This window comes from Microbulbifer sp. JSM ZJ756, from assembly GCF_044383805.1.
Lineage (GTDB): Bacteria > Pseudomonadota > Gammaproteobacteria > Pseudomonadales > Cellvibrionaceae > Microbulbifer > Microbulbifer zhoushanensis.
The window spans coordinates 39824-54339 of sequence record NZ_JBISER010000012.1; the positions used below are offsets into that span (position 1 = coordinate 39824).

Here is a 14516-nt window from a genome sequence, read left to right on the forward strand (position 1 = left end):
CGGGGAGGGGGATCTTTGCCGCCACCAGGTGCCGCACAATGGGGCGTCTAGTTCCATTTGCGACCGGAGGAAACGGTGATGAAGCGCTTACTCACACTGGTGCAGGTACTGGCCCTGGCGGCGGGCCAGTACACCATGGCCGCGGCGCCCGATCGCGTAGAGCCTCCCTTCTGGTGGGCCGGTATGCAGGAACCCGGTCTCCAGCTGATGCTCCACGGCAAGGATATCGGCGATCTCACCGCAACCGTGGATCATCCCGGGGTGACAGTCCTCGGCACCGAATCCACCGACAATCCCAACTACCTTTTTATCAACCTGCGCCTGGCCAGCGATGTCGAGCCGGGCACGGTTGCGATCCGGCTGCAGGAGGACGGCATCCCCCACAGTTCGTTCGACTACGAACTGCGCACCCGCACCGCCCCTCCCCGCGGCGAGCGTGGCTTCGACAGCAGTGACGCCATCTACCTGGTCACGCCGGACCGCTTTGCCAATGGCGACCCCGGCAACGATACGGCGGAGGGCGTACAGGAGGGCCTCGACCGCGACGCGCCCGGGGGGCGCCACGGCGGGGATATCGCCGGCATGCGGGCGGCGCTGGACTACATCGAGGGTCTGGGCTTCACCGCGATCTGGCCCAACCCGCTGCTGGAAAATGACCAGCCCGGCTATTCCTACCACGGCTACTCAGCCACCGACCACTACCGCATCGACCCGCGCTTCGGCAGCAATGCGGAGTTCCGTGCATTTGTCGCGTCCGCCGGCAAGAAAGGCATTGGCGTTATCCAGGACGTGGTACTGAACCATATTGGCGATGGCCACTGGTGGATGGACGACCTGCCCGACAGCGACTGGCTGAACGGTGCCGGCACTCGCAGGGGTGAGTTTGCGATTACCAACCACAGCCGCTTCACCCCGGTCGACCCCCACGCGAGCGACGCCGACCGGCGCCTGTTCCTGGAGGGATGGTTTGTGGATTCCATGCCCGACATGAACCAGCGCCACCCACTGCTGGCCAACTACCTGATCCAGAATACCCTGTGGTGGATCGAGTACGCGGGCCTGAGCGGTATCCGTGCCGATACTTACGCCTACTCTGACCCGGGCTTCCTGGAGCAATGGGCAGAGCGCATCCGCCGTGAATACCCGCACTTCAATATCGTCGGCGAGGAGTGGACCCGCAACGCCGCGCTGGTGGCCCACTGGCAGCGCAGCGAGAGCGAGCCGGCAACCGGCGGGCGCCTGAAGAGCATGATGGACTTCCCCCTGCATTATTCATTGCGGGAAGCACTGACCGCGGAAGAGAGCTGGAGCAGCGGCCTGATCCAGCTCTATGAGGGACTCGCCAACGATTTCCAGTACCCCAACCCGCAGCGCCTGGTGATATTTGGTGGCAACCATGACACCAGCCGGCTGTTCAGCCAGCTGCATGACGAGCCGGCCCTGTTCCGCATGGCGGTGGCCTACCTTGCCACCATGCGGGGTATCCCGCAGTTCTTCTATGGCGACGAACTGCTGATGACCAGCCCCCGCCACCGCGCCGACGGTATCGTGCGCAGCGATTTCCCGGGCGGCTGGGACGGCGATAAAGCCAATGGCTTTACCGGTGCGGGGCTCACCGCGCAACAGCGGCAGGCGCAGGACTATGTCCGCGCGCTGTTCCGCTGGCGCCGCACCCAGCCGGTGATCCACCGCGGCGATGTCACGCACTTCGCCCCGGTCGACGGTACCTACGTTTACTTCCGCCACGACGCCGATGATGTCGTGATGGTGGCAATGAACAAGGGGGAGGACGCGGTACCCTTCAACCGGGCGCGCTTCGCAGAGGTACTCGGCGATCGCAGGCGTGCAGTGGACGTCGTCAGCGGCCGCCAGTACCCGCTGGACGGCCTGGAAATCCCGCCCCGCGACGTCCTGGTGATGGAAATACAATAACGATCGGCAATACGGCGGCCTATCGGCCCCGGGCCCAGACAGAGATGATGATGAAGTTTAGACAGACCCTGCAACTGTGCGCCCTCGCCGGCGCCATTGCCAGCCACAGCGCCGCTGCACTGGAATCACGCCAGTACCTGGACCACCACCTGGACGGGGACGCACTCACCATTGAAACCAGCGATGGTGAAGTCACCCTGACGCCGATCAATGACGATGCGATAGCCGTGCATTATCGGCGCGAGGGCGTTAAGCAATTACCCTCCTTTGCCCTCGCCGACGCGCAACGCGCGGCGGTGGAAGCCCGTATCGAGGAAAGCGAAGACCAGCTGACCTACGACCTCGGGGACCTGCACGCGGTAATCCACAAGTCACCCTTCGCTATCAGCTACCACCGCGATGGCGAGAAGCTGCTGAGCGAGGAAACCGGGTTCTTTGCCACCGAGACCATACGCGGTTTCCGCTTCGCGCTGGAAGACGGCGAGAAACTGCTGGGTGGCGGTGAGCGTGTGCTGGGCATGGACCGGCGCGGCAAGCGCCTGCCGCTCTACAACCGCGCCCACTATGGCTACACCACCGAGTCCGAGCAGATGTATTTCAGCCTGCCGGCAGTGATGTCCAGCAACAAGTACATCCTGATGTTCGACAACTCCGCCACCGGCACCCTGGACCTGGGTGCCAGTGAGGAGGATGTACTGCAGTTCGAGGCCGTCGGCGGCCGCACCTCCTATATTGTCGCCAGCGGTGGCAGCTATCCGGAACTGGTCGAAAACTATGTCGATGTCACCGGTCGCCAACCGCTGCCGCCGCGCTGGGCCCTGGGCAACTTTGCCTCCCGCTTCGGCTATCACACCGAGGCGGAAGTCCGCGCGACTGTGGATAAATTCGCCGAGGAGGATTTCCCGCTGGATGCCGTGGTACTGGACCTGTTCTGGTTCGGTCCCGACATCCAGGGGCATATGGGCAACCTGGCCTGGGACCGGAAAGCTTTCCCGCAGCCGGAAAAAATGATGGCCGACTTCAGCGAGCGCGGTATCGAGACCATCCTGGTGACCGAACCGTTCGTGCTCACCAGCTCTGGGCGCTGGGATGAGGCGGTGGCCGCTGATGCGCTGGCGAAGAACCTGGCCGGTGAACCCAAGCGTTTTGATTTCTATTTCGGCAACACCGGGCTGATCGACGTGTTCGACGAGAACGGGCGCGACTGGTTCTGGAATATCTACGACGGACTGCTGCAACAGGGGGTCAGTGGCTGGTGGGGTGACCTGGGCGAACCGGAAGTGCACCCGTCCGATACCGTCCATGCCATCGGCATGGCAGACGAGGTGCACAACGCCTACGGCCATCGCTGGGCGCAGACGCTGTTTGAAAAGCAGACTGCCGCATACCCGGAACGCCGCCCCTTTATCATGATGCGCGCCGGCTTCCCCGGCTCACAGCGCTACGGCATGATTCCCTGGACCGGCGACGTTGCCCGCGAATGGGGCGGCCTGAAACCGCAGGTGGAACTGGCGCTGTCGATGGGCCTGCTGGGCTTCGGTTATACCCACTCGGACCTGGGCGGCTTTGCCGGCGGCGAGGAATTTGATCGCGAACTGTATATCCGCTGGCTGCAATACGGTGTGTTCCAGCCGGTTTACCGGCCCCATGCACAGGAAAATATCGCCCCGGAACCGGTATTCCACGACCGTACCACCCGCAACATCACCCGCGAATATATCAAGCTGCGTTACCGCCTGCTGCCGTATAACTACACCCTGGCATTCGAGAACAGCCAGACCGGCATACCCCTGATGCGGCCTCTGTTCTTCACCGACGAAAGTGACCCGGCGCTGATGGATTACAAGGATGCCTACCTGTGGGGCAATGACTTCCTGGTGGCCCCGGTGACCGAAGCCGGTGTCGACGAGGTGGAGCTGCGCCTGCCGCCCGGTGGTGTCTGGTTCGATTACTGGACTGACGACCAGTACAGTGGCGAGAAGGCGACCATCGACGTGGAGCTGGAGACCATACCGGTATTGGTGCGCGCCGGTGCCTTTATCCCCACCGTAGACGACATGGACACCACCCGGGACTATTCCAGTGAAAGCCTGACACTGGACTACTACGCCCACCCGACATCCCTGGAGTCCAGCGGCTACATCTACGAGGATGATGGCAAAACCGTCGACGCCTTTGCGCGCGATCGCTATGCCAGGCTGCATTTCCAGGCCGAGCGCAGTGCCGACGGCATTCGCTTCGGGTTCCGCCGGGACGGCGGCGGTTACCGGGGCGAGCCGCAGCAACGCAGCGTGGAGCTGAACATCCACAACTGGGATTTGCAGCCGTCACAGGTTCTGGCCGCCGGCACGGCGATCCCCGTGCTGGGCAGTGAACGCGCGCTGGAGCAGGCCGGCGAAGGGGCCTGGCTGGACCGGCGCACCAACCAGCTGCGGGTGAAGTTCAACTGGGGCCGGGAGCCCCTGCAACTGACCGTCGAGCACTGAACAATTAGCAACGCTGCCCGCAGGCGCTTGCCTCGCGGGCGCGCGGCCACGCCCCCAGGCATCGACAGGCCGTACTTAACAGACACCAAACCGGGAATACGGGATTTGATGAAAACATTCAATAAACTGATCGCCACCGCGCTCCTCACCGCAACCGCCGGCTGCGCCGGGGAAAAACCGGATGCACCAGCAACGGATGCCACAGCGGTAAACAGCCACCCACAAAAAGCGGTGATCTACCAGACCCTGCCGCGCCTGTTCGGCAATACCACCGAAACCAACAGGCCCTGGGGCACCATCGAGGAGAACGGTGTCGGCAAGTTCAATGACTTCACCCCCAAGGCCCTGGACAAAATCAGTGACCTGGGCGCCACCCATATCTGGTATACCGGCTCCCTGCACCATGCCCTGGTAGGTGACTACACCGAGTACGGCATCAGCAACGACGACCCGGACGTGGTCAAGGGCCGTGCCGGCTCGCCCTATGCGATCAAGGACTACTACAGCGTGAACCCGGACCTGGCACAGGATCCGGCCCGGCGACTGGAGGAATTCCGCCAGCTGATCCAGCGCAGCCATGACGCCGGCCTCAAAGTGATTATCGATATCGTGCCCAACCATGTGGCGCGCGCCTATGAATCTTTGGACAAGCCGGAAGGGGTGAAGGACTTTGGTCGCGAAGACGACACCTCGGTGACCTACACCCGCGATAACAACTTTTACTATGTGGTGGGCGAGGACTTCAAAGTCCCGCAAGCCGATGACTACCAGCCGCTGGACGGCGAACCGCACCCCCTGGCGGACGGCAAATTCGCAGAGAGCCCGGCCAAGTGGACCGGCAACGGTGCCCGCGCGGCACAGCCGGACATCAATGACTGGTACGAAACCGTCAAGATCAACTTCGGTGTGCGCCCTGACGACAGCAAGGACTTCCCCGAATTACCGGCGGGCTATGCGGAAAAGAATTATCGGGCCCACGCGGAATTCTGGGCGGACAAGGACGTGCCGGATTCCTGGGAAAAATTCCGGGATATCACCCACTACTGGCTCGATTTCGGTGTCGACGGCTTCCGCTACGATATGGCCGGCATGGTGCCGGTGGAATTCTGGAGCTACCTGAACTCGTCCATCAAGATGAAAGCCCCGGATACCCTGCTGCTGGCCGAGATCTATACCCCGGAGCGCTACCGCGACTACATCCACCAGGGCAAGATGGATTACCTCTATGACAAGGTCGGCACCTACGATGCCATCCGCGCGGTGATGGAGGGTGAGGGCAGCACCGACACGGTTGCGGCAGTCCAGGCCGAACTGCGGGACATTGCGCCCCACATGCTGCGCTTTATGGAAAACCATGACGAACAGCGCATTGCCAGCCCGGAGTTTGCCGGCGATGCGCGCATGGGCAAACCGGCCATGGTGGTCTCCGCCACGGTCTCCGCGGCGCCCACCCTGCACTACTTCGGCCAGGAGTTCGGTGAGCCCGCCAGTGAGGATGCCGGCTTTGGCAAGGCCAGCCGCACCACCATCTTCGACTACTGGTCAGTGCCGAGTGTGCGCCGCTGGGTGGATGGAGGCAGCTTCGATGGCGGCCGCCTGGCGCAGTACGAAAAGGACCTGCAGGACTTCTACCGTCGCCTGCTGAACTTCTCTACCGACAGCAAAGCGCTGCAGGGTGAATTCATGGACCTGCATGCTGCCAATCGCGACACCGATAACGGCTATGGCGACAAGCACTACGCCTTTGCCCGCTGGACCGGCGACGAGCAGCTGCTGGTAGTAACCAGTTTCAACCGCGAGGCCACCGACATTGCCCTGCAGGTGCCGGCAGCGCTGATTGAACAGTGGCAGCTCGCCGACGGCACTTACGGGCTGGCCGGCCAGCTTGACCCGTCGAGCACTGCAGAACTGCAGGTGCAGGATGGCGCCGGCCGGGTAAACCTCCGGTTACCGCCGATGGCCGCGCATATTTTCCGTATCGGCCAATAGGTCTCAGACCATCAGCGGGCGTCGTTACCATGCCGCCCGCTCTCCCCTTTTCTCGTCATCCCGCTTCTCTCGCGCCCCTCCTCGACCTGCCACTTGATTTAGCTCAAACACGCCCACGGCGATCGCCGGCAGTATTCGACACACCAGTTTTCATGAAGACCACTGATAATCGCCCCTGCAAACCGGACCCCGTCCCATGGTAAAATTTGACTTACCGGTCAGAGGTTTGGCACGGCAGAAACCAGCGATATCAAGGAGAGAAAATGCAACAGAAAACCATATTCGTCGTCGTCGACCCCAATGACGATCAACACGTGGCGCTGGAACGCGCACTGGCTACCGCCCGCCTGCGTTCTCCGCAGCCCCGGCTGGCGGTTTTTGTCGCCGTGGACGGCGAGGCCGTCGATACCCGGGCGGTCAACGACCACCTGTTCCGCGACGAGCACTGGTTCCGCGAGGCAATTCGCGAACCGGTGGCTGCTGCCGGACTGGAGTGCGAAATACAGGTGTGCTGGTCCAGCGACTGGCAGGGCGCCATCATCCAGGAGTCCAAGCGCTGCAATGCCGAGATGGTCTACCTGCCCGCGCACGCCAAGACCAGCCGCCGCTTTACCTTCGCCGAGTCCAAGTGGCAGGTGCTCAAGGGCGCCCGCTGCCCGGTAGTACTGATCCGTCCCGGTGCCAAAGACCAGCGCAAGGTGGTCCTGGCCACGGTCAATTACCAGGCCAAGACCGCCAAACAGCGCCAGCTGAATCGCCAGATCACCGAGCGCGCCCGCTATATTGCCGGCTGCTATGATGCGGAACTGCACCTGGTCAATGCCTACCTGGATTCCATGCTCTACCCGGACCGTGGCGCACTGGCGAAGCTGGCGTCCAAGACCGGCGTGCCCGCCAGCCGTATTCACGTGCGGCGCGGCTATACCAGCGATGTGGTGGCCAGCGTCGCCGGGGAAATCGATGCGGATGTCGTGGTGATGGGCACCCTCAACCAGTACGGGGCCACCGGCACCCTGCTGCGCGGCAATACCGCCGAGCGGGTAATCGGTGGACTGGATGTGGATGTGATGGTGTGTAACGAGTTCACTTCCACGGACAGCGAAGAAGTGACCACGCCGGCAGCTGAACCCGCGGAAGCAAGCAGCTGAACCGGGCTGGCCGCCACCGCCTGGATGGTGGCGGCTTTACGCGGGCCACCGGCCCGCGTAAATGCCAACAGGCCACTCAGCCCTTGTTGGCGGGTCCCAGCAGCAACATATCGAAAGCGCTGTCGATGGTGACGGCGCCATCCTTCACCCTGGCCTCCTGGCCCGAATAGAAGTCCTTCAATACCGAGCCTTCGGCAAAGACGTCGCCCACCGGTACCTGTTTCTCACCGGCGCCCAGGTCCAGCGCAACGACCACTGACGGCTTCCCGTCCAGGGTGCGGGCGAAGGTGTAGGGTTGGTCCGCCAGCTTGTGGTGCTCGCCCGCACCAACCGCCAGGTGAGCGCGGCGGAACTGGCCAAGTTTCTGCCAGTGTTCGAGCAGTTCGCGGGTATCCTGTCGCTCCAGGTCTTCCCAGTTCATGGCGCTACGCAACTGGGCATCCCCCTTGGCTTCAGGAGCGTGCAGCGGCCGTGCCAGCTCATCACCGTAATAGATCTGTACCGCGCCCGGTGCGAGCATCAGTTTGGTTGCGGCTTCCCGCGCGCGCTGGCGCTTGCGGTCGAAGGAATTCATGTCGTCGTGGGAAGTCAGGTAGTTGAGCACGCCAACACCGTCGAGCGGACCGCCGTGCAGGTTTTCCCCGTAGGTAGAGAACAGGGTCTCCCAGTCTTCACCGGCGCGCTGGGAGAAGTCGAAATTGATCAGGCTGTCGAAGCCATAATTGTAAAAATCCACCTGCCGGTCGCCGAAATCGTAATTGCGCCCACGGGTCACACCAAAATCGTTGGCGCCGAAACCGTAAACTTCCCCCACCATGAAAAAGTCACGATCCCCGGGAGCCTTGTGCGGGTTTTCTGCCCGCCACTCAGCCAGTGCCTGGCGCGCTTCCTTTTTCAGTAGAGCCCAGACCTCCGGCTCCACATGCTTGGTGGTGTCCACGCGGAACCCGTCCACACCGTAGTCGCGCACCCAGTCGGTGGCCCACTTCACCAGGTAGTACTTGGGCGCACGGGGATATCCGGTGCGGTCGAAGAAGGCATCGAGTTCCGCCAGCTCCTGCTCCAGCCGGCCTTCACGCTGCCACTTGTCCAGCAGCTGCGGCGGCAGCTCCACCGGTTCTTCACTCTCGGTGAGGATATCCGGCAGGTTCTCGACCAGTGTGCAGCTCACTGTGCCGGAAAAGCCCTGCCAGTCACAGGTCGGGGCGGGCCGGACCCAGGATTGCGGAGCCAGCGGGTCCTGTTCGGTGACGGGCCCGGTGTGATTGATAACCACGTCCAGCAACACACGAATACCCTTGCTTCGTGCCGTCTCAATCAGTTGCGCCAACTCGGCTTCGGTACCGAAATTGCGGTCAACAGCGGTCCAGTCCCTGGGCCAGTAGCCGTGATATGCATAAGTGCGGCCGGTACCCTCATCGGTAGCGCCCTGTATCTGCTCGTACAGGGGGGACATCCAGATGGCGTTGACCCCGAGGTCATTGAAATAACCGACCTCGAGCTTGTCGATTACCCCCTGCAGGTCGCCCCCCATGAAGCCGCGCAAGGGGGCAGCGTCATCCCTGCGGCCGTAGGCCAGGTCGTTGCCAGGATTGCCGTTGGCAAAGCGGTCGGGCAGCATGAAGTACACGGTTGCATTGCGCCAGAAAGGGTCCACGCCATCTTTGGCCACCGCCGTATCGACCGCCGGGCCACAGCCCGCCAGCAGGCCCAGGCCTGCCAGCACACCTGCAATTCTTTTCTTCATCATCTCTCCGCTCACTGTCAGCAATGCTGCTTGTCCGAACTCAGTTGTCGTAATTTATCCCGTTACTCTAGCGCCCGGCCGTGAGCTTACCTCCCCCGCATCGGGGGCGTAGCCGGGGCCGGGGGCTGCACTGTGGGTGGCGGGCCGGAATCTGTGGCAGAATCGACATGATTCCCGTCGCTGGAGGCACCATGCCCCCCATCCGAGCTTTTTCCCGGCTTGCCACGCTGCTGGCCGGCGTTGCGGCCGCGACCCTCGCAGCACTTCCCGCTGCGGCAACCGGTGAAAGTGACATGCCAGCGCACACCGTCGCAGGCAATGTCCAGATACTGTCGCCAGTGACCATGGACAGCCTCGGTCGCCAGCGCACCATCCGTCTTTACCTGCCACCGGGGTATAGCGATGGGGACAGGCGCTACCCGGTTCTGTATATGCACGACGGCCAGAACCTGTTCGACAACGCCACCGCCTATGCACGGGAATGGGGCGTGGACGAAACCCTCAATCGCTTCGCTGCGGAAACCGGGCTGGAACTGATCGTGGTGGGCATTGACCATGGTAATGAGCGCCGCATCCACGAACTGGTCCCCTTCGATCACCCTGAATACGGCCCCGCCGAGGGACAGGCTTACCTGGAGTTCATAGTGAACCAGCTAAAACCCCTGGTGGATGCCCGTTTCCGCACCCTGCCCGACCGGCTACACACTGCCATCATGGGCAGCTCACTGGGCGGCCTGATGTCCCACTATGCCCTGCTGCAGCACCCCGAAACCTTCTCCCGTGCCGGTGTTTTCTCCCCCGCCTACTGGATCGCGCCGCAATTCCACGCCCTTGCCAGGGACACAGCCAGGGGGGATGACACACGCCTGTACCTGCTGGTTGGCGGCGCCGAGGGTGATGAGATGGTGCAGGGCTACCGCGATATGGAAAGGCTGCTCGGGCAGCAGCGACCGGCCGGAAGCTGGCGCGCCCGCCTGGTAGAGGGCGCCGGGCATAATGAGGCATTCTGGCGGGAGGAGTTCGCTCGCGCCGTGCGCTGGCTGTTCGCAGCGCGGGAATCCTGAACCGCCATTGTGACGACCCGGCGTCGAGGATACCTTTTCCAGAGCCATATAGAGGCAGTAGAGACAGTGAGCTGGCCGGAACTCCGCCCGGGCACCCACCTGGAACGAAACTGCGCCTTGCACCCGCTGTCTGAAGTTTTATGCTCCCTTATAGGCACATTACAGATCGGGTGTTCGCAAAACGCCGGACAGACATTCCATTCAAGGACAGGGGACCCAGAGTATGTCAGAAGAGAATTCGAGCCGCGGCTGGATCATCGGGCTTGCGGTAGTAGTCCTGGTGGCGCTTGGCGCCTATTTCTACCTTACATCCGCCCCTGAACCCGAGGCGCCGCCCCCCACCGTGAGCGAGCCGGAACCGGAGCCTGAGCCGGGCCTGGAACTTGAGCCGGAACCTGAACCCGAGGTCGCCGACACCTCCGAGCCCGAGCCCGCCCCCGAGCCAGAGCGGGAGCTGCCACCGCTCAACGAGAGTGATGAGGAGGTGCGCAAGGACCTGCTGAGCCTGGCCCCGGATGGCGCCCTGGGACGCTGGCTGGTATCCGACGAGGTCATCCGCAAGTGGGTTGCCGCTGTAAACGCGGCCTCCTCCGGCCAGATGATGGCCAAGAACCGCCCATACAAATCGCCCAGGGGCTCGCTGGCGGTTGAGGAGCAAGGCGCCACCGGAATGACACTCTCCGAGGATAATTACCGGCGCTACGATACCCCGGTGCGCCTGCTGGCCAACATGGACAACGATGCCGCGATGGCGCTGTACAAGTTCTGGTACCCGCGCCTGGCCGAGGCATTCGGCGAGCTGGGGATGCCGGACAAGACCTTCCACAGCCAGGTATTGAAAGCCATCGATGTGGCCCTCGATGCACCTGAAGCCGACCAGCCGATCCAGCTGGTGCGCCCATCGGTGTACTTCAAGTTTGCCGACCCCAAGATGGAAAGGTTACCCGGCGTACACAAGCTGATGATCCGCATGGGGCCAGACAATGCCGCGCGGGTGCAGGAGAAACTCCGGGCGCTCAAGAGCGAGCTGGAGCAGTTCCAGCCTCCGCAGTAAATTCCCGTGACTGCCCGGGGGAGCGCCGGCTGGCCCCGGGCAGATACACACATTTTTCATCGCACGTAAACGCGATACTCCCAGGGCTGCAGGGCCAGGGTAAACCCTTTATCGAGCTCAACCACCTGCTGTGAGAACAGTTCCGTGTAAGCACCCGGAAAGAGTGTGTCGGAAAAGCTCACCTGTCGTGGCTCCCCGGAAAAGTTCATCACTGCAAATACCTTGTCCCGGTCATTCTCCCGGACAAAACTGAAAACCTGCTGGGGCTGGGAGTTCGGCACCCGTACCATGGTTGCGCCGGCAGCACCGTTCCAGAGTGCAGTATTTTCTTTTTTCAGGTGCAGTAACTGCTGGTAAAGATCCCCGATGGGATCGGCCTTCCACTCGATCGGGTCCTTCTCAAAAAACTCCAGGCGCTTGCGGTTGCCGGCCTCCTGGCCGTTGTAGACCAGCGGCATACCCTCACCCACCACGGACAACACGATTGTTGCCTCAAGGCCCTCACCAAAGGCTTCGTACTGGGTCGCCTCCCAGGAATTCTTGTCGTGGTTGGAGACAAACACCATGCGGTAGGAATCTTCCGGAAAGGCGCTTTCATTCCAGGAGTAGTACGTGAACAGGCGGCCCAGATCGGCCTTGCCATGGGTAATGGCATGCATGGTATCCCACCAGCTCCAGGCATAGGTCATATCAAACGCATGCTCGTGCAGGTCCCGGGACTCCCACTCCGCCAGCATGAACACCGGTTTGACCCGGTCCAAGCGCCTGCGCACCGTGTTCCAGAAATCCAGCGGCACAAAACCGGCCACGTCAGCGCGGAAGCCGTCAACGCCGACCTCCTCGACCCAATAGGCCATGGCGTCCGTCATATACTTGCGCAGGCCGGGCTTGCTGTAGTCGAGGTCGATGATATCGCTCCAGTCCCACCAGGGCGTCGGCCGAAAATCGCCATTGTGATCCCGCTCATACCACTCCGGGTGCTGGTAACGCATCCCGTTGTCCCAGGCGGTATGGTTGGCTACCCAGTCCAGGATGACATACATATCCAGTGCATGGGCCGCATCGATAAATTGCCTGAGGTCATCCAGTGACCCGAATTCAGGGTTAACGCCGTAGTAATCCTTCACCGAATAAGGGCTTCCAAGCTTCCCCTTGCGGTTCTCCTCACCGATCGGGTGAATCGGCATCAACCAGATAATATCGGTACCCAGGGCCTTGATACGCGGCAACTGTTCCTGCGCAGCGCTGAACGTGCCCTCTTCGGTAAACTGGCGGGTATTCAGCTGGTAGATAGATGCATTGCGGGACCATGCCGGGTGCTCGACCTTGACATAGGACCGAGGCTCATAGGTGATTGCAGAAGAATCCGGACCGGGTTCGGCATTGTCCTGGCAGGCTGCCAGCAACAAAACGGCAAGGCCCGGAAGCAGGTAGCGGATCATTGTCAGTCTCCATCTTTTTTATATTTACACGTCAGTGTGGTGTCACTGCGGCACTATTTACCCGGCTTACCCGGCAGGAAGGCCTCGTGGTCGGGCAGCTTCTGCACAGTCCCCCCGATCAGTGTCCTGAGGCTGGACATCAGGTCCGCCAGCTGGGCCTCCGACAGCGAATCGGCGATGGTGTGGTGGTCCTCCGGAATGATGCCCTGGCCGATCATCACCTGTTGCCAGGCCACCTCGGTAAACAGGTCGTCGTAGTCCCGAAACATCTTGCCGGTCTTGCGGAATAGCTCAATCTTGTCACCGAGTGTCGCGGGAATATCCATGCGCTCGCACTCCCGCCAGAAGTCGCTGTCCCGTCGCTGGTTGGCCTTGTAATGGAGGATGATAAAGTCACGGATACGCTCCAACTCCACCCGCGACTGCCGGTTGAACTCGGCCACCTCCGCCGGGCATACACCTGCGTGGGGAAAACTTTTGACCAGGCGAATTGCCGCCGACTGCACCAGGTGGATACTGGTGGACTCCAGCGGTTCCAGGAAACCGCTCGACAGGCCGATACTGACCACATTCTTGTTCCACTGCTTACGGCGGCGGCCGGTCCGGAAGCGGATCTCGCGCGGCTCATCCAGCGGCTCTGCATCCAGGCTGGCCAGCAGGGCATCACGGGCCTGGTCGTCACTCCAGTGACGGCTGGAATACACCATCCCATTGCCCGTGCGGTGCTGCAGCGGTATACGCCACTGCCAGCCCGCCTCGTGGGCAATGGAGCGTGTGTAGGGAATAATGGGCTTCACTGCAGCACTCGGCACGGCCAGCGCCCGATCGCACGGCAGCCAGTGGGACCAGTCTTCGTACCCGGTACCCAGCTTTTTCTCAATCAGTAACGCCGCCATGCCAGAGCAGTCCACGTAGAGATCTCCCCCGACTCGCTGGCCGCCTTCCAGGACCAGGCTGTCAATGAACCCATTGTCGGGCTTCACGTCGACCTCACTCACCGTGCCTTCAATTCGCTTTACACCTTTACTCTCGGCGTAACGGCGCAGGTACTGTGCATACAGGCCCGCATCGAAATGATAGGCATAGGAAATCCCGGGGAGGCTGGTTCCCGGGATCTGCGCCAGGTGGCCAAACTTGTTTTGCTTTGCAGCCTGGTAGTTGAGGGAGTAATCCCAGAGACTGGAGTCATCACCCCGCTCGCGGCTTCTCTTCCAGAAATGGTGGAAGTCGCAGAAGGGGAAGTTCTTGCCGATGGAGCCGAAGGCATGCATGTAGCTCTCGCCGCGGCGAAACCAGTCCTCAAACTGGATGCCCAGTTTGATCGTGCCCTTTGTCTCCCGCAGGAAGTCCTGCTCATCCAGCCCCAGGGCCTGGTTGTAATTGAGGATTGGCGGAATGGTCGCCTCACCGACGCCGACTGTACCGATCCTTTCGGACTCCACCAGGGTGATATTGATGGACTTGCCGAGCATCTTGACCAGCAGCGCCGCGGTCATCCAGCCGGCGGTACCGCCACCCAGTATGACCACCTCTCTTATTATTTTGTCGTTCACTGTGTACACCTGAAATCGGGATGGGTAGTGATTTTCAGAAACAAAAAAGCCCTTGTAATAAAACTATTACAAGGGCTTTGGTTGGCTCAACCTCTAACCGC

Annotated in this window: 9 protein-coding genes; 6 read left to right on the top strand and 3 right to left on the bottom strand. The window is 61.8% G+C overall.

Translation table 11 applies throughout. The features are described from left to right. Window positions 1-78 precede the first annotated feature (78 nt). From ACH6CX_RS17015 to ACH6CX_RS17030, 4 genes are all read left to right on the top strand, one after another. A complete protein-coding gene (locus ACH6CX_RS17015) occupies window positions 79-1932 on the top strand; it encodes a glycoside hydrolase family 13 protein (RefSeq protein WP_237062827.1) in 1854 nt (617 codons plus the stop codon). Between the two features lie 50 nt (window positions 1933-1982). Next, window positions 1983-4418 carry a TIM-barrel domain-containing protein gene (locus ACH6CX_RS17020; RefSeq protein WP_396676016.1) on the top strand — a complete coding sequence of 812 codons (2436 nt, stop codon included), beginning with the start codon at window positions 1983-1985 and terminating at the stop codon, window positions 4416-4418. A gap of 108 nt (window positions 4419-4526) precedes the next feature. After that, complete coding sequence (locus ACH6CX_RS17025; protein WP_396676018.1) at window positions 4527-6407, top strand: alpha-amylase family protein; 1881 nt, start codon at window positions 4527-4529, stop codon at window positions 6405-6407. A 263-nt stretch (window positions 6408-6670) separates the two neighbouring features. Continuing rightward, window positions 6671-7555, top strand: coding sequence for a universal stress protein (locus ACH6CX_RS17030; protein WP_233006448.1), 885 nt, complete (start codon window positions 6671-6673; stop codon window positions 7553-7555). A gap of 76 nt (window positions 7556-7631) precedes the next feature. On the opposite strand, the gene ACH6CX_RS17035 is transcribed toward ACH6CX_RS17030, so the two are convergent. Then, a complete protein-coding gene (locus tag ACH6CX_RS17035; RefSeq protein WP_396676021.1) occupies window positions 7632-9302 on the bottom strand; it encodes an alpha-amylase family glycosyl hydrolase in 1671 nt (556 codons plus the stop codon). A gap of 191 nt (window positions 9303-9493) precedes the next feature. Between ACH6CX_RS17035 and ACH6CX_RS17040 the strand changes: the two genes are divergently transcribed. After that, on the top strand, window positions 9494-10366 hold the full coding sequence (locus tag ACH6CX_RS17040; protein ID WP_396676023.1) for an alpha/beta hydrolase: 873 nt from the start codon (window positions 9494-9496) through the stop codon (window positions 10364-10366). A 223-nt stretch (window positions 10367-10589) separates the two neighbouring features. After that, window positions 10590-11420 carry a DUF3014 domain-containing protein gene (locus ACH6CX_RS17045; RefSeq protein ID WP_396676025.1) on the top strand — a complete coding sequence of 277 codons (831 nt, stop codon included), beginning with the start codon at window positions 10590-10592 and terminating at the stop codon, window positions 11418-11420. A gap of 56 nt (window positions 11421-11476) precedes the next feature. On the opposite strand, the gene ACH6CX_RS17050 is transcribed toward ACH6CX_RS17045, so the two are convergent. Then, window positions 11477-12862, bottom strand: a complete 1386-nt coding sequence (locus ACH6CX_RS17050) for an alpha-amylase family glycosyl hydrolase (RefSeq protein WP_237062842.1) — start codon at window positions 12860-12862, stop codon at window positions 11477-11479. Window positions 12863-12915: 53 nt separating this feature from the next. Beyond that, window positions 12916-14415, bottom strand: a complete 1500-nt coding sequence (locus ACH6CX_RS17055; protein WP_396676027.1) for a tryptophan halogenase family protein — start codon at window positions 14413-14415, stop codon at window positions 12916-12918. Window positions 14416-14516: the final 101 nt, after the last annotated feature.

Excerpts from the sequence above, each read along its gene's own strand:
- ACH6CX_RS17020 (WP_396676016.1), top strand. The coding sequence starts at position 1,983 with ATGAAGTTTAGACAGACCCTGCAACTGTGCGCCCTCGCCGGCGCCATT.
- ACH6CX_RS17025 (WP_396676018.1), top strand. The coding sequence starts at position 4,527 with ATGAAAACATTCAATAAACTGATCGCCACCGCGCTCCTCACCGCAACC.
- ACH6CX_RS17045 (WP_396676025.1), top strand. The coding sequence starts at position 10,590 with ATGTCAGAAGAGAATTCGAGCCGCGGCTGGATCATCGGGCTTGCGGTA.
- ACH6CX_RS17035 (WP_396676021.1), bottom strand. The coding sequence starts at position 9,302 with ATGAAGAAAAGAATTGCAGGTGTGCTGGCAGGCCTGGGCCTGCTGGCG.
- ACH6CX_RS17015 (WP_237062827.1), top strand. The coding sequence starts at position 79 with ATGAAGCGCTTACTCACACTGGTGCAGGTACTGGCCCTGGCGGCGGGC.
- ACH6CX_RS17040 (WP_396676023.1), top strand. The coding sequence starts at position 9,494 with ATGCCCCCCATCCGAGCTTTTTCCCGGCTTGCCACGCTGCTGGCCGGC.
- ACH6CX_RS17050 (WP_237062842.1), bottom strand. The coding sequence starts at position 12,862 with ATGATCCGCTACCTGCTTCCGGGCCTTGCCGTTTTGTTGCTGGCAGCC.
- ACH6CX_RS17030 (WP_233006448.1), top strand. The coding sequence starts at position 6,671 with ATGCAACAGAAAACCATATTCGTCGTCGTCGACCCCAATGACGATCAA.